The sequence below is a fragment of the Streptomyces sp. NPDC029836 genome, assembly GCF_055574495.1.
Genome location: NZ_JBVHZI010000004.1, coordinates 256,416 through 271,158, shown reverse-complemented (window position 1 = coordinate 271,158; position 14,743 = coordinate 256,416). Strand labels below are relative to the sequence as shown.

Below are 14,743 nucleotides of genomic sequence, written 5' to 3'. Positions count from 1 at the left end.
CTCCCCATGAGTTATCCACAGCGTCATCCACACCTGAGGAAAAGGCAGAAGATCTGTGGATAACTCTGTGGAGAGTTGACGCCGGTGTGATCAGGTGAGTGCGGCCGTCCGGACCAGGACCACCGCCACCGCCAGCAGGAACACCGCCGCACACGTGCCCCACTGGATGAGTGTGCGCTTCCTGCCCGTGGCCGGGCCGAGCAGGCCCAGCGCCACCAGCGCACCGGTCACCAGCCCGCCGATGTGGGCCTGCCAGGACACCGACCAGCTGCCGCCGAACGGTACGAAGGTCACCACCAACATCAGCACCAGCGTGACCATCACCGGCCGCATCTCGTACCGCAGCCGGCGGGCGAGGACGACGGTGGCGCCGAGGAGTCCGCAGATGGCGCCCGAGGCGCCGAGCGTCGGGGTGTTCGGCGCGGTCAGCAGGTACACGAGCGCGCTGCCGCCGAGCCCGGACAGCAGGTAGAGCGCCAGGTAGCGGACGCGGCCCAGGGCCGCCTCCAGCGGGCCGCCGATCACCCACAGGGCCAGCATGTTGCCGATGATGTGCCACCACTCGACGTGCAGGAACGTCGAGGTCAGCAGCCGGTGGTACTGGCCGGTGGCGACCCCTTCGACGGGGGCTCCCCAGTACTCGACGTAGCGGCCCAGCAGCTCCAGCTGGATGGCCAGCCCCGGAACGAGGAACGCGGCGAGGAACACGGCCGCGTTGATCCCGATCAGGACCTTGGTGACGAGTACCGGATCGCCGGCGACGATCCCGCCCGCGACGGTGCGCGGGGTGTTGGCCGCGGCCGCGTGCCCCGTACCCGAGCCGCCGCGCACGCACTCGGGGCACTGGAAGCCCACCGAGGCGCTGATCATGCACTCCGGGCAGATGGGGCGCTCACAGCGGGCGCACGTGATGCCCGTGTCACGGTCCGGGTGGCGGTAGCAGCCCGGCAGACGGTCGGTGTCCATCGGTCCCCTCGATCGGCGGCGGGACAGCGGCGCCCCGCCGGTCCGGTACACAACCAGGACGGACGGGCGGGGCGGAAAGGTTCCCGGGAGGCGGGTCGGGGGAGCGGTCAGCCCTTGTCGAGGCTCGCGCCGCGCTTCTCGATGACGACGGACTGGATGATCACGTCGTCGACCGGCCGCTCGGTGCGCGGGTTGGTCGCGCCCGAGGCGATGTCGTCCACGACCTTGCGGCCCGCCGCGCTGCTGACCTCGCCGAAGATGGTGTGCTTGCGGGTCAGCCAGGCGGTCGGGGCGACCGTGATGAAGAACTGGGAGCCGTTGGTGCCCGGCCCGGCGTTGGCCATGGCGAGCAGGTAGGGCTTGGTGAAGGCAAGGTCCGGGTGGAACTCGTCGGCGAACTGGTAGCCGGGGCCGCCGGTGCCGTTGCCGAGCGGGTCGCCGCCCTGGATCATGAAGCCGCTGATGACGCGGTGGAAGACGGTGCCGTCGTAGAGCGGGGCCGTGGTCTTCTGGCCGTCCGTGGGTCGGGTCCACTCGCGGGCGCCCGTCGCGAGTTCCACGAAGTTGCGGACGGTCTTGGGGGCGAAGTTCGGCAGCAGCTCGATCTCGATGTCGCCGTGGTTGGTCTTCAGGGTGGCGTAGAGCTTCTCGGCCACGAGTCTGCCTTCCATAGTCATCACTGTCAGTCCCGATCCTCCCACGGAGGGCAGCGCCGTACAGAAATCCTCCACCCGTATGCCCTGTCACACATGCCCGGCGGCGTCAGGGCAGGCATGATCCGAGCAAGGGTGGAAAGGTGAACCGTGTCCGCCACCGAGGAGGAGAATCCCGTGACCCGCAAGGACAGCGTGCGCCTGGCCGCCGAAAGCGCCAGGGATACCGTCCGGCACGCAGCGGAAGTGGTGGCGCCGTACGCGGAAACCGCCAAGGACGCGGCTGTGCACTACGCACACGAGGCGAATGAGCGACTGGCGCCGATCATGTCGAACGCGGCCAACGAGGCCGCCCGGCAGGCCCGTACGACGTACGACAGCCATGTGCATCCACGCCTGAAGCAGGCGCGCACCCACGTACCGCCGGGCGTGGACCGGGCCGCGACGCAGGCCGTGGTCTCCACGCGCCACGCGGCGCGGCAGGCCGCCGACTACACCCAGCCGAGGATCGAGAGCGCCATCGCGGCCGCCACGCCCGTGGCGGAGGAGGCCGCTTCCCGGTCGACGGCCGCCTTCGCGGCGCTGCGCGGCCAGGTGTCGGCGAAGGAGGTCCAGAAGCTGGTGCGCCGCCACGAACGGCGCGCGAAGTGCGGTCGGGCGGCGCGCGGCGTCGCCCTGTTCGGCGTCGTGGCACTGGGCGCCTTCGCCGCCTGGAAGTGGTGGGACCGCCAGTCCAACCCGGACTGGCTCGTGGAGCCCCCGGCGGCCACCGAGCTGTCGGACCGCGACGCCGACCCGGCCGCTTTCGACGAGGAACTGGCGCAGAAGGAGCGCGAGGCGGGGGCCGACCCGGAGGGCACCCCCAACAAGCAGCTCTGACCAACGGTTCCGAAGGCAGCGGCCCCCGCACGGGAGCGGCTCCGAGGAACGGCGGTACGCGAAGGGGCCCGGATCCACCAGGATCCGGGCCCCTTCGCGCGTCACGGCATCAGCCCGGGAGGGTGAGCACCATGCCCGGGTGGATGAGGTCCGGGTTGGGGCCGACGACGCCCCGGTTCATGGCGTAGAGCTCGCGCCAGCGGCCCTCGTTGCCGAGCTCGCGGCGGGCGATGGCGGACAGCGAGTCCCCGGCCCGGACCGTGTAGGTGCGCTTCTTCGCCGCCGCCGGCTTGGGCGCGGCCGCGGGCTTGGGAGACACCGGAACGGCCTTGTGCGCGGCCGAAGTCGGGCTGGGCGCCGCGGGGGCCCCGGGCGCGGTGCTCCTGGGCGGCGCCGCGGCGGACTTGGGCGTGCCCGGGGGCCGTGGCGCCACGGGCACCGCCTTGTGCGCGGCGGACGTCGGGCCGGGCGCGGCGTGCGTCGCGGCCGGCTTCGGCGGCGCGGCCGCGGCCATCCGGTCGGCGGCCGCCTTGGTGGCCGCCGCCGCGTCGGTGTACTTGGATCCGATGTCGGCCGGCGCGTTGGGCGCCGCGGGCGGGGAAGCCGCCGCGGACCGTTGTTCCACCTGTTCCCGCGTCTTCTCCGCCTCGTGTTCCTTCTTCTTGTCGGACTTCAGGAAATCGAAGAGTCCCATGTGCGTGCGCCTCCGGCGTGTGTGGCCCCCTGGCTCGGTGCCTGCCCCCACTCTCGGACACCCCGGGCCCGGCGGCCCTGCGACTGGGCCGTACGGGGGACACCCGCGGGCCCTTACTTCACCACCCAGCAGATCGGCAGGGCCCTCGGGGTCGCGGTCCTCTCCACCCTGGCCGCCTCCCGCACCGAGCGCCTCACCGCCGATCCCGAGGGCCGGGCAGCCGTACGGAAAAAGCTCCCCCGGCCCGCGTTCGCACGGGCCGGGGGAGCTTTCGTACGGCAGTGTCAGAGCACCGCCCCGACCGGTCCGGTCGCGACCCGGGCCCCGCGACCCGGGGCCGTGTCCAGCTGGGCGAGCACCGCGGGGACCGCGATGGACGGCAGCAAGTGGTCGAGGAGCGAACTGATCTGGTACTCCAGGTCCGCGCCGCAGGGCACCTCGTCCAGCACCAGCGACATGCCGGTCCAGGCACTCATCAGGACCCGGCCCGTCTGTACGGGATCCAGGTGCGGCAGCACCTCCCCGCGGCGCTTCGCCTCTTCGAGGACCTCCGTGACCACGACGATCCACTCGGGCCACGCGGTGCCGAGCAGCCGTCGTGCGGCATTGTCCACCGCGAGGCGCAGCGCCGCCGCCTGCACCGGATCCCGCGGCAGGCGGTAGGCGAGCGCCATGGTGATGTCGACCAGTTCCTGCAGTTTGAGCTTCTGCGGCAGCACGCCGCCCAGCGTCACCGCTTCGGCGAGCACGCTCCGGGCCAGCGCCTCCTTGGAACTGAAGTGGAAGTAGGCGGCTCCCTTGGTGAGGCCCGCGCGCTTCGTGATCTCGCCGATGCTGGCGCCCTCGTACCCGTACTCCAGGAAGGCCGAAGCGGCCGCGTTCAACAGCTGTTGCCGCGTTCGAGCACCCCGGGTCTGAGACGCCATTTCAACCTCTTCACCTGGATGATCCTGCGAAATCGAACGCTGGATCCGTACTGTACTGGTCGCCGTACGGCGGAATTTGCTGCTCCGCGCACCCGCCGGGGGATCCGGTCAGACCATGCAGAGGAGGCCGCGCCGGGCCCGTTCGCGTTCCTGGCGACGGGACGCGGAAAGGGTCACGAAGCCGTGGGCGACCGAGCTCAGGGTCATGTGCCGGTGCCAGCCGCCGAAGGTGCGGCCCTCGAAGTCCATGGCCCCCACCCGGTTGCTCACCTCGGAGAAGTCGCGGTCGGCCCGCGCCGTGAGCCGGCCCAGCCGCAGCAGGACGGCCGGCGGGACCTCGGTCAGGTTCGACAGCCACAGCTCCCGGGGCCGGCGGGTACCGCCCGGCCACACGCCGACCAGCTGCAACAGCGGCCCGGCTCCGCCCTCCCGTCCCGGATCCCGGCGCCCCGCACCGGCCGGCCGCTGCGGCAGGACCACCTTGGTCCCGCTGACCAGGGCGGACGGGGCCGGGTGGCTGCCCGGTTCGACCCGGCCGACCTCACGCGAGGCCCATCTGAGGCCCGCGACCAGCTCCCGCGCCCCGACCGGCCGGCCGGGGCGGCCCGGAGCGGACACGTCGTACGGCACCAGGGGGGTGGCGCAGTCGATCCTGAGGACGAAGGGGAGGCCCGCGCGCGCGAGGCCGCGTACGAACTCGGCCGCCGCGTACTCCCGCGCGTCCATCACGACCGGCCGGCGCCGCAGGCCCCATCCGTCGGCGACTTCGAGCGCGGCTTCGAGCGCACATGGGCCGCGCCGGCTGTCGCCGACGTCGTCCGGGATCTCGACCTGCCGGCGGCGTTCCTCGTCGCCCACCCAACTCTCGGGCAGCACCAGGCGCCAGTTGACCGGCACGCTCCGCTCCTCGTTGGCCAGCCAGACGCTGTACGAGCGCTGGTTGTTGGCCACCTTGCCGAGCTGGGAGACGAACGACTCCTGCACCCCGACCGTCTGGTCCCCGGTCTTCAGGACCACCATCGGCTTCACCACCCAGGCCTGCGGCGCCAGGACCTGGTCGACGTGGGCGGCCAGCGCCCTGCGCACCGGCTCCCACTCCCAGGAGGACTTACTGATGAAGTGCTGGAGCCGTTGCTCGGCGGCACTTCCGCCCACCAGGGACGCTATGGAACGCATGGACTTCCGCCCCGGTAGGGAAAGCAGCCCCGATACGTACCATTCCCCCCGCTCCCGCTGATCGCGACGCGGGAGGGAAGTCAGCATGCGCCGGGAGAATTCCGAAGCCGATTCCTCGGCGAATCCTCGACCGACACCACTCCGTAACGCATTGATACCGGACACGTCCTGCACCCCGTTCTGAACACAGCAATCCGATCACTGAGCGTGATCGCGAAAGCCCCCGTTTGCCTTCAGCAACAGCCGCCAGTTGAACATGCGTTCAGTTTTTTCGCCATCAAGATCGACGTCGTCGGGGTCACACCGCCGCACGGCCGGCCAGGGGAAGGCCGTCACGCGGGCGAAGTATCCCGACAAAGCGACCACAGTCGACCGGGTTGCTTCAGAGGTGAGGGATCCGGTGGGGATGTGACGCATCTCACCGGCCTCGTGCGGGGCCGGTGAGACCCAGGAAAACGTACCGGTTGTTCAATTATGTGCTGCGGAAAAGCCGGGGGTGACATTGAATAGTGGTTACCGCAATGTGTGCCCACCGGCCGAGACCCCCCGGGCGGGCTCAGGCGGCCGCGTAACCTCCGTCGACCGGGTAATAGCTGCCGTACGCGAAGGACGCCCGGTCGGAGAGCAGGAAGGCCGTCAGTTCCGCCACTTCCTCCGTGGTGCCGAACCGGCCCGCCGGATGCAGCGCCGCGAAATGGGCCTTGGTGGGCCCGTCGAAATCCACCAGGAAATCCGTCTCGACGAAACCGGGCCCCACCGCATTGATCCGCACGCCCAGCGGGGCGTATTCGAGCGCCGAGGTCTTCGTCAGTCCGATCAGTCCGTGTTTGGCGGAGGTGTACGCGGGCGATCCGGGCAGCGCCTTCACGCTCAGGATGGAGCCCATGTTGACGACGGCGCCGCCGCCCGAGGCGACGATCGCCGGCAGTTCGTGGTGCAGGCTGTTGAAGACACCGACCAGGTTGGTCGCGATGACCTCCTGGAACGCTGCGGGCGGAAACTCCCCGGTGATGCCCGCGGGGCCGGGTATCGCGGCGTTGTTGACCGCCAGGTGCAGTCCGCCGAAGGTGTCGACGGCCGCGCGGACGGACGCACCGACAGCGTCCGGATCGGTGACGTCGGCGACGAAGGCCAGGGCCCGGCCGCCGCGCTCCTCGATCTCCGAGACGACCTTCTCCAGCCTGGCCCCGTCCCGGCCGGTGACGACGACGGCCGCCCCGGCCCCGGCCAGGCGGTGGGCCACGGCCCGGCCGATGCCCGAGCCGCCGCCCGTGATCAGGGCCGTCCGGCCGGCGAACTCCCGCGCACCCGTCAGCGGGGTCGGGTCCTCGTACGTGTCAGACATGGGAGTTCTCCTTCATTCGGATGAGGGCCGCGCCGAGCGCCGGAGAGCGCCGGGCGGCGAACAGGGCCCGTACGGCCGTGGTGGGACGCAGCACCGCGGTCGGCGGTGCGAGGAGCTGCTGCACGTCCATCAGCACGCGGTTGACCGGTACGGAGACGTGGCTGGCCAGCAGGACGCGGCCGGTGTACCAGTTGAGGAAGGCCGTGCCGCGCGGCCTGGGTCCGGTGGTTTCGGGGTGGGCGAAGTCGCCCCCGGTCGCCATCTGCCAGGGCGCGTCGATGATCCTGGCGGCGGCCGAGTAGTAGGAGCGGGCCATGGCGGCGCCCGTACTGCCCGCCGGGCCCAGGGCACGGCCGAGCGCCACGGCCTCCAGGGCGGCGACCGTCATGCCCTGCCCGTACAGCGGGTTGAAGCTGCACAGCGCGTCGCCGATGGCGACGAAGCCGGACGGCAGGACGGCCAGCCGTTCGAAGCGGCGGCGGCGGGCGGCCGGGAAGGTGAACTTCTTCGCCTCGCCGTCGGAGACCGGTTCGGAGCGGGCCACGATGTCGCGTACGGACCGGCTGGGCAGGCCGGAGGCGAAGTCGGCGAAGCCCGCCGGATCGGTGGGTGCGTGGGCGCGGTGCCAGCCGCCGAGCGTGACCATCCAGCGGTCGCCCTCGACGGCGAACACGGCGGCGGCCCGCTTGTCGCCGTTCGCACCCGCCATCAGGTGCAACAGGCCTCCGTCGCTCAGCCGTTCACCGGGCTGCCGGTGGAAGAGCCGGGTGGTGTAGCCGACGTCCACCTTCACGGCGTCCGTCACCGGGGCCGGGCAGCCGAGCGCGCGGAGCCAGTGGTCGGCGCCCGCGCCCCCGCGCCCCGAGGCGTTGACGACGAGGTCGGCGGGAAGCGTCGTACCGCCCTCCAGTTCCACTCCGGTGACCCGTCCGGCCGTGCCGGTCAGTCCGCACACCGCCGTACGGTCGCGGACCTCCACTGTGGGCAGGGCCGCGACCCGGGCCCGTACGGTGTGTTCCAGCAGGGCCCTGGTGAGGCTGAGGCCCTGGTCGCCGCTGCGGAAGCGGCGGCGCAGTGCGCCCATCTGGTGCATCAGCAGGTCGAGTCCGGGGTCGAAGGCCACCGCACCCGCCGCGAGCAGCTCGGCGTCGATCCCGGGGAACAGCTCCCCCAGTTTCCGCTTGCCGCCGAGCAGCAGCGCGTGCCCGTGCTCCGCGTGCGGCACGCCGCGGCGCGAGCCGGGTGCGGCGGGGAGCTCGTCCCGGTCTAACACCGTCACCGCGGAGAAGTGCTCCGCGAGGACCCGGGCCGCCATGAGCCCGGCCATCGATCCCCCGACGACCACGGCATGCCTGCCGACTACGGCCATGTTCCCTCCCTCTTCGTCCGCTGCTTGCGTGCCGGTCGTCGCGTCACCCGTCACCGGTCAGTGGCCGAGGCGGACGATCATCTTTCCGGTGTTGTCGCCCCGGAAGAGCCCGAGGAAGGCCTGCGGACCGTTCTCGATGCCCTCGACGACCGTTTCGCGCCAGGTGAGTTCGCCGGAGCGGATCCGGGCCGAGACCTCCTCGACGAAACGCGGCTGCAGGGCCTCGAAATCGGTCACGAGCATCCCGCGCAGGCTGAGCCGCTTGCCGATGGCCTGCGCGAGGTTGCGCGGGCCCGGCGGCGCTTCGACGTCGTTGTACTGGGCGATGGCCCCGCACAGCGCCACCCGGCCGTGCTCGTTGAGCGAGCCGATGGCCGCCTCCAAGTGGTCGCCGCCGACCGTGTCGAAGTACACGTCGATGCCGTCGGGAGCGGCTTCGGCGAGCTGCTCGGCGACGGGCGCGGTGCGGTAGTTGAACGCGGCGTCGAAGCCGAACCGGCCGGTGAGCGCCGCGACCTTCTCGTCGGTGCCCGCCGATCCGATGACTCGTGCGGCGCCTCCGAGCCGGGCGAGCTGGCCGGCCTGGCTGCCGACGGCCCCCGCGGCTCCGGACACGAAGACCACGTCGCCCTTCTTGAAGGCGGCGACCTCGAAGAGCCCGGCGTACGCGGACAGGCCGGTCATGCCGAGGACGCTGAGGTACGCCGTGAGCGGGACCCCTTCCGCGGCCTCCACCTTGGTGAGTTCGGCGGCGGCGGCGTCCGCGTACTCCCGCCAGCCGCCGAAGTGCACGACGTGGTCGCCGACCGCGAAACCGGGCGCGTTCGAGGCGACGACCTCGCCGACCGCGTGGCCCCCGAGCACCTCGTCCAGCTCGTACGGCGGGAAGTAGGCGTAGCCCGGGGTGATCCCCATCCGGCCGCGCATGTACGGGTCAACCGAGAAGTAGAGGTTGCGGACCAGGACGCGGCCTTCGGCGGGCGCGTGGACGGCGGCCGTGCGCAGGGCGAAGTCCTCCGGCTTCGGCTCGCCCTCGGGGCGGGCCACGAGGTGCCATTCACGGCTGACGGCGGGCAGTGCGGGCATGACGCTGCTTCCTTTCTCGGTGCTGCGGGTCTCGCGGTCGTGGGGTCTCGCGGTCGTGGGTCTCGGGGTCGTGGGTCTCGCGGTCGTGGGTCTTTCGGCTGCTGCATGCCGGTGCTGCTGCATGCCGGTGCTGCGGCCCGGGCCGGGCTCAGCGCGCGTCGTCCGGGGCGATCGCGTGCGGCAGGTTCAGCAGCCGGTCGAAGACGCGGTACTTCAGCGGCAGGGCGTTCAGCGTCCGCATCCGGGCCCGCCGCAGGGCCGTCTGCCAGGGCGTGCTCATCGCGAGCGAGGTCTCCTGGCGCCGCTGGAACCCCGTCACGAACTCCTTGTGCTTGCGGCGCTCCGCGACGAAGGCGGCGAACACGTCCGCCCTCACCACGCCGCCCCGTCCGCCCCGGGCCAGCGCGGCGGCGATCAGCGGGGTCACTCCGACCACGTCCTGGAAGGCGAGGTTGACGCCCTGGCCGAGGGTGGGCGTGCAGGTGTGGGAGGCGTCCCCGATGAGGATCAGTCCGTCCCGCGCCCAACGGTCCACCTGGGCATTGAAGACCTCCAGGAAGCCGGTGTCGTCCCAGGACCGCAGGTGCTCCTCGATCAGCGGGGCCAGCCGCGGATCGATGGCGGCTACCCGCTCGCGGAAGGCACCGATGCCCGCCTTGCGCAACTCGCCCAGTCCCTTCTTGGGGAGGTTGTGGCTGACCCGCAGGGCATCGGGGTACGTCGGCAGTACGGCCAAGTGCCGGTCTCCGGTGACAACGAGCTCCGATTCGAGGGCCCATCCGTCGGGCCGGGGCAGCCGGAAGGAGAGCAGGTCCCGCTCGGCCTGGACGATCCGCGGGTCCAACCCCGCCGCCTTGCGCACCTTGGAGAAGCGTCCGTCGGCGCCCACGACGAGGCGGGCCCGTACCTCGACCGCCGTACCGTCGGCCTGCTTGAGCACCGCGCCGCGCACCGCCCCGTCCTCCTCCAGCAGTCCGGTGAACCGGGTACCCGAGGCGAAGGTGTGGTGCGGCAGCCCGGCGGCGGCCTCGTGGAAGGCACGGATCAGCGGGGGCTGCGGGAATTCGATCGGCAGGGTGCCGAGCGAGAAGCGGCGGTAGTCGACGTGGAAGATCCGCCGCCCCTCCAGCCACATGGTGACCCCGGAGCTCTCCAGATAGCCGTGCCGCTCCAGGTCCGCGCCGAACCCGAGCCGGCGCAGCGCGATGACCGAGGGCGCGGCGAGGCTCTCGCCCCGGAAGTCCCGTTCGAAATCGTGCTGCTTCTCCACGACGAGTACGTCGATGCCCCGGCGGGCGAGCAGACAGCCCAACAGGGCGCCGGCCGGGCCGCTGCCCACGACCAGCACATCGGTCTCGTTCGGTATTCCCACGTCAGCTCCGGTGTTCACAGAAGGAATGGACAGGCGGGTTTCAATGGACAGGCGGGTTTCAGCCGTACACGGCCCGGACGAGACGCATGAGGACGTCCATCGTGCGGGGAGTGCGCCGGAAGGACAGGGGTTGCAGCACGGGCCGCATCCGCTGCCGGGTCACGGACTGCGTACGGGAGAACTCCCGCAGCCCCTCCGGTCCGTGTACCCGGCCGAATCCGGAGGCCCCGGTACCACCGAAGGGCAGTCCGGGCACTCCGGCGAAGGCCAGCACCGAGTTCACCGACACCATTCCGGTCCGCAGCCGCCGGGCGATCTCGGGGCCCCGCGTCCGCGAGAAGACGGCGGCGCCGAGCCCGTAGGCACAGGCGTTGACCTTGTCGACCGCCTCACCCATGGAGTCGACCCGGTTGATCACGATGACCGGTCCGAAGGTCTCCTCGGTGAGGACGGCCGCGTCCTCGGGCACCTCGGCGAGCACCACCGGGTCCACGTAGGGGGCGCGCACCGAACCGGGGCCCCCGAGCAGTGCCGTACCGCCCCGGGCCAGGGCGTCACGGATGTGCCGGGCGACCGTGTCCGGCTGCTCCGCCGTGGTCATCGGCCCGATGTCCGCGTCGCGCGAGGCCCCGGCGCGCACCTGCTTCGCGTGCGCGACGACGAGCGCGGTGAACCGCTCGGCGACCGCCCGGTGCACGTAGACCCGCTCCACGCCCACGCAGGTCTGGCCGGCGTTGGACAGGCCGCCCCACACCGCGGCCTCCGCCGCCGCTGCCAGGTCCGCGTCGGCGTCGACGATCACCGCGTCCTTGCCCCCGCACTCCAGCAGCACCGGGGTGAGGCTCTCGGCGCACGCCGCCATCACCCGCTTCCCGGTGGCGGTCGAGCCGGTGAAGGCCACCTTGTCCACCCCCGACCGGCAGAGCGCCCCGCCGGTCTCCCCGAAGCCGGGTACGACCCGCAGGACCCGGTGCCCGGGCACGGCCTCGGCCAGGGTGTCGGCGAGCCACTGCCCGGTCCCGCAGGCGTACTCGCTGGGCTTGAACACCACGGCATTGCCGGCCGCCAGGGCGTGGGCGATCGGCCCGATCGGAATGAACACCGGGTAGTTCCACGGTCCGATCACCCCGACCACGCCCAGCGGGTGGTGCTCGACGGTGGCGCTGTGGTTGAACATCAGCAGCCCGGGGCTGACGCGGCGGCGCCGCAGCACCTTCTCCGCGTGGGCCGCCGCCCAGCGCAGGTGGTCCACCATCAGGATCACTTCGAGCTGGGCGTCGGCTCTGGTCTTGCCCGTCTCCGCGGAGATCAGGCCGGCCAGTTCGTCCGAGCGCCGCAGCATCAGCCGCCGCCAGTCGTCGAGGTGCTTGCGACGGGCGTCGTGGCCGATGCCCCACCAGACGCGTGCCGCCGCGCGGGCGTCCTCGACGGCGGCGCCCACCTCGGCGGCGGAGCGGACCGGGTAGCGGCCCAGCTCGCGTCCGTCGCGCGGGTCGCGGGAGACGACCTCCTGCGGGCAGGCCACCGCGGTCACGGCATGACGCCCGTACGGGAGGCCGCATCGGACGCCCCGGCCGCGGCCGGGGCGGCGGACCCGGACTCGCGCGGGTGCAGCCTCACCCAGACGTCGCTCATCGGGCGCAGGGAGATCGAGGTGTCCCCGTAGCGGATGAAGTTGCCGGGCAGCAGGCTCAGCCGGAAGCGCTGGCTGATCATCGCGACGGCGATCCGCAGTTCCAGCAGCGCCATGTAGTTCCCGATGCACATGCGGGCGCCCGCACCGAAGGGGAAGTAGGCCATCTTCGGCCGCTGCTTGACCAGATGGGGATCGAAGCGGTGCGGGTCGAAGGCCTCCGGGTTGTCCCAGAAGCGGGGGTTGCGGTGGGAGACGAGGGGCGAGAGCAGGACCGAGGAGCCGGCCGGGATGGGGTAGCCGCCGAGTTCGTCCTCGCCCACGGCATCGCGCGGGTAGACCCAGATCGGCGGGTACATGCGCAAGGACTCGTCGATGACCTGTTTGGTGTACTGGAGGCCCTCCACGTCCTCGGGGCCGGGCGTCCGGCCGCCCATGACCCGGGTGATCTCCTCGTCCATCTCGTCCTGTACGGAAGGGTTGTTGGCGACGGACACCAGCGTCCACAGCAGGGCCACGGCGGTGGTCTCGTGCCCGGCGAGGTAGATGGTCAGCATCTCGTCGCGGATCTCCTCGTCGCTCCACCGCTCCCCGGTGACCGGGTCGGTGGCGGCTTCGATCAGTTCCATCAGCCGGCCCTCACCGGTCCGCGCGTGCCGCTCGCGGATCTCCTCGACGAGACGGCCGAAGACCCTGCGGTCACGGGCGATGGTCCGGTTGCGTTTCGTCGGCAGCCAGGACGGCAGCATCTCGGTCACCGAACCGTGCTTGAACATCACCTCGACGACGTTGTCCACGACGTCCTTGAGCACGGGCGCCGCGGGCCTGACGTCGAAGCCGAACAGGGAGCGGCTCAACGTGACCAGGGTCAGCTTCAGCGTCTCGGTGATCAGGTCGACGGGCTCGCCGCGACGCGCCCGCTCCTCCCACTCGTCGAGCATCTCGTTCGTCGCGTCCACCACGTAGGGGCCGACGGCGGTCACGGCCTTGCGCAGGAACGCGGGCTGGACGGCCCGGCGGTGCGACTTCCAGAAGTCGCCGTCCGTGGTGAGGAGGCCCTCGCCCATGACGGTCTTGAACTGCTCGTAGAGGGTTCCGCGGACGTAGTTGCCGCTGTTCTCCTTCAGTACACGGCCGACCGCGTCCGGGGCCGACACCAAATGGACGGTCTGCGGACCGAGCTTCATACGGCTGATCTCGCCGTAGTCGCGCTGGACCTGGAGCAGGAATTCGGCGGTGGACTTCTTCCACTGGGGCAGGCTGCCGAGGACCGGCACCCCTCGCGGCCCCGGGATCTGCCGCGGGGCCGCCGTACGCGACGTGGTCGTCATGCTGTCGTCACCTCAAGGATCGACTGGTTACGGCACCGGGAACTGCCGGCGGATGAACGCGCTGTCGAAGACGGAGTCGGGCACCAGCCGCCGCAGCGCGAGGGTGCTCGCGGCGAGCAGCCCGACCGGGTAGCGCGCCCGCGGCCTGCGGGCCCGTACCGCCTTCTCGATGGCCGCGGCGACCTGGTCCGCCTCGATGGCGAAGGAGCCGGCCAGGGTCGTGCGGGTGCGGTTGTAGACGGCGTCGTAGTACTCCGCCGTCCGTTCGTGGAAGCGCCGGTACGGGGAGTCCTCGCGGGGCGGCGGCAGGTGGCCGACGAAGGTCCGGCCCCACGCGGTGTGGACGGGGCCCGGCTCGACGACCACCACGCGCACGCCGAAGCCGGAGACCTCCAGCCGCAGCGCGTCGCTGAGCGCTTCGACCGCGTGCTTGCTCGCGTGGTAGAAACCGCCGCCCGGGGCCGCGTACCGGCCGAAGATCGAGGAGACGTTGACGACCGTGCCGCCGCCGTGTTCCCGCATGCCCGGCAGCACCAGCTGGGTGAGGCGGACCAGACCGAAGACGTTGGTCTCGAACTGCTCGCGCACCCGGTCGATTCCGGTCTCCTCGAAGGTGCCGGACAGGCCGTAGCCGGCGTTGTTCACCAGGGCGTCGATCCGGCCGTGCTCCGCGAGGACGCCCTCGACGGCCGTACGCAGCGACTCCTCGTCGGTGACGTCCAGGGCCCGGGTGTCCGCCCCCAGCTCCCGCAGCTCCGCCAGCGTGCCGGGGTCGCGGGCCGTGGCGACGACCCGGAATCCGGCCCGGTGCAGCCTGACGGCGGTGGCCCGGCCGATGCCGGACGAGCATCCGGTGACGAGCGCGACGGGGCGTCGCGTGCTCACCCGAAGGCCCCGAGCTGCTTGACGAGTTCCATGCTGTCCATGGAGAACCAGCTCTCGACGATCCGGCCGCCCTCGAAGTGGTCGATGACGATGCCCCAGATCTCGAAGCTCCGGCCGGACGGCTCGATGCCGTAGTAGCTCTCCCCGGTGTGGGAGCCGCGCGCGGTGAACCGCTGGACGACCTTGCGGTCGCCCTCCTCGATCCATTCGTCCACGGTCACGTGCAGGTCGGGGAAGGAGGCCCGCTGGATCCGGACCCATTCCCGCAGGTGTTCGAGCCCGCTGAAGCCCTCGGCCACCGTGCCGTGGCTCACGTGTTCCGGGACGGCCTTCTCGTAGACGGCGTCGAGGTTGCCCTTGTTCAGGCACTCCTCGTAGTAGTGCTCCAGCAGGCGGCGGTTGGCGCTGGTGTCGGACATGGAACGTCT

15 protein-coding genes are annotated in these 14,743 nt (G+C 71.6%); 1 reads left to right on the top strand and 14 read right to left on the bottom strand.

Translation table 11 applies throughout. The features are described 5' to 3' along the window. Positions 1-90 precede the first annotated feature (90 nt). Both ACZ4XJ_RS14930 and ACZ4XJ_RS14925 read right to left on the bottom strand, forming a co-directional pair. Positions 91-966, bottom strand: coding sequence for a rhomboid family intramembrane serine protease (locus tag ACZ4XJ_RS14930; RefSeq protein ID WP_362875155.1), 876 nt, complete (start codon positions 964-966; stop codon positions 91-93). Between the two features lie 107 nt (positions 967-1,073). Then, positions 1,074-1,622 (bottom strand): peptidylprolyl isomerase, encoded by a 549-nt coding sequence (locus ACZ4XJ_RS14925; RefSeq protein WP_362875461.1) that lies wholly within the window; start codon positions 1,620-1,622, stop codon positions 1,074-1,076. Positions 1,623-1,769: 147 nt separating this feature from the next. On the opposite strand from ACZ4XJ_RS14925, the gene ACZ4XJ_RS14920 reads away from it, so the two are divergent. After that, a complete protein-coding gene (locus tag ACZ4XJ_RS14920) occupies positions 1,770-2,498 on the top strand; it encodes a DUF5324 family protein (protein WP_362875154.1) in 729 nt (242 codons plus the stop codon). A gap of 109 nt (positions 2,499-2,607) precedes the next feature. On the opposite strand, the gene ACZ4XJ_RS14915 is transcribed toward ACZ4XJ_RS14920, so the two are convergent. The 12 genes from ACZ4XJ_RS14915 to ACZ4XJ_RS14860 form a co-directional block, all read right to left on the bottom strand. Continuing rightward, positions 2,608-3,192: a LysM peptidoglycan-binding domain-containing protein gene (locus ACZ4XJ_RS14915; protein WP_362875152.1), complete on the bottom strand. Its 585-nt coding sequence runs from the start codon at positions 3,190-3,192 to the stop codon at positions 2,608-2,610. A gap of 284 nt (positions 3,193-3,476) precedes the next feature. Beyond that, the gene (locus ACZ4XJ_RS14910) at positions 3,477-4,118 is read right to left on the bottom strand and encodes a ScbR family autoregulator-binding transcription factor (protein WP_468496396.1); all 642 of its coding nucleotides are present in this window, start codon (positions 4,116-4,118) and stop codon (positions 3,477-3,479) included. A 108-nt stretch (positions 4,119-4,226) separates the two neighbouring features. Further along, entirely contained in the window at positions 4,227-5,459 is a 1,233-nt protein-coding gene (locus ACZ4XJ_RS14905) for an IS701 family transposase (protein WP_468496395.1), read from the bottom strand. 33 nt (positions 5,460-5,492) lie between these two features. Further along, the gene (locus ACZ4XJ_RS14900) at positions 5,493-5,630 is read right to left on the bottom strand and encodes a hypothetical protein (RefSeq protein WP_468496394.1); all 138 of its coding nucleotides are present in this window, start codon (positions 5,628-5,630) and stop codon (positions 5,493-5,495) included. Positions 5,631-5,850: 220 nt separating this feature from the next. Next, positions 5,851-6,639: an SDR family NAD(P)-dependent oxidoreductase gene (locus ACZ4XJ_RS14895; RefSeq protein ID WP_468496393.1), complete on the bottom strand. Its 789-nt coding sequence runs from the start codon at positions 6,637-6,639 to the stop codon at positions 5,851-5,853. Continuing rightward, on the bottom strand, positions 6,632-8,008 hold the full coding sequence (locus tag ACZ4XJ_RS14890) for an FAD-dependent oxidoreductase (protein ID WP_468496392.1): 1,377 nt from the start codon (positions 8,006-8,008) through the stop codon (positions 6,632-6,634). Before ACZ4XJ_RS14890 ends, ACZ4XJ_RS14895 begins: the two co-directional genes overlap by 8 nt. A gap of 57 nt (positions 8,009-8,065) precedes the next feature. Further along, positions 8,066-9,094 (bottom strand): NADP-dependent oxidoreductase, encoded by a 1,029-nt coding sequence (locus ACZ4XJ_RS14885; RefSeq protein WP_468496391.1) that lies wholly within the window; start codon positions 9,092-9,094, stop codon positions 8,066-8,068. A 148-nt stretch (positions 9,095-9,242) separates the two neighbouring features. Continuing rightward, entirely contained in the window at positions 9,243-10,466 is a 1,224-nt protein-coding gene (locus ACZ4XJ_RS14880; protein ID WP_468496390.1) for an FAD-dependent monooxygenase, read from the bottom strand. A 58-nt stretch (positions 10,467-10,524) separates the two neighbouring features. After that, a complete protein-coding gene (locus tag ACZ4XJ_RS14875; protein ID WP_468496389.1) occupies positions 10,525-12,000 on the bottom strand; it encodes an aldehyde dehydrogenase family protein in 1,476 nt (491 codons plus the stop codon). Beyond that, on the bottom strand, positions 11,997-13,430 hold the full coding sequence (locus ACZ4XJ_RS14870) for a cytochrome P450 (RefSeq protein WP_468496388.1): 1,434 nt from the start codon (positions 13,428-13,430) through the stop codon (positions 11,997-11,999). Before ACZ4XJ_RS14870 ends, ACZ4XJ_RS14875 begins: the two co-directional genes overlap by 4 nt. 27 nt (positions 13,431-13,457) lie before the next feature. Then, entirely contained in the window at positions 13,458-14,315 is an 858-nt protein-coding gene (locus tag ACZ4XJ_RS14865) for an SDR family NAD(P)-dependent oxidoreductase (protein WP_468496387.1), read from the bottom strand. Then, the gene (locus ACZ4XJ_RS14860) at positions 14,312-14,734 is read right to left on the bottom strand and encodes an ester cyclase (protein ID WP_468496386.1); all 423 of its coding nucleotides are present in this window, start codon (positions 14,732-14,734) and stop codon (positions 14,312-14,314) included. Before ACZ4XJ_RS14860 ends, ACZ4XJ_RS14865 begins: the two co-directional genes overlap by 4 nt. Positions 14,735-14,743: the final 9 nt, after the last annotated feature.

Bases quoted from the DNA above. Each gene is read 5' to 3' on its own strand.
- ACZ4XJ_RS14930 (WP_362875155.1), bottom strand. From the start codon at position 966: ATGGACACCGACCGTCTGCCGGGCTGCTACCGCCACCCGGACCGTGAC.
- ACZ4XJ_RS14915 (WP_362875152.1), bottom strand. From the start codon at position 3,192: ATGGGACTCTTCGATTTCCTGAAGTCCGACAAGAAGAAGGAACACGAG.
- ACZ4XJ_RS14910 (WP_468496396.1), bottom strand. From the start codon at position 4,118: ATGGCGTCTCAGACCCGGGGTGCTCGAACGCGGCAACAGCTGTTGAAC.
- ACZ4XJ_RS14895 (WP_468496393.1), bottom strand. From the start codon at position 6,639: ATGTCTGACACGTACGAGGACCCGACCCCGCTGACGGGTGCGCGGGAG.
- ACZ4XJ_RS14890 (WP_468496392.1), bottom strand. From the start codon at position 8,008: ATGGCCGTAGTCGGCAGGCATGCCGTGGTCGTCGGGGGATCGATGGCC.
- ACZ4XJ_RS14885 (WP_468496391.1), bottom strand. From the start codon at position 9,094: ATGCCCGCACTGCCCGCCGTCAGCCGTGAATGGCACCTCGTGGCCCGC.
- ACZ4XJ_RS14870 (WP_468496388.1), bottom strand. From the start codon at position 13,430: ATGACGACCACGTCGCGTACGGCGGCCCCGCGGCAGATCCCGGGGCCG.
- ACZ4XJ_RS14860 (WP_468496386.1), bottom strand. From the start codon at position 14,734: ATGTCCGACACCAGCGCCAACCGCCGCCTGCTGGAGCACTACTACGAG.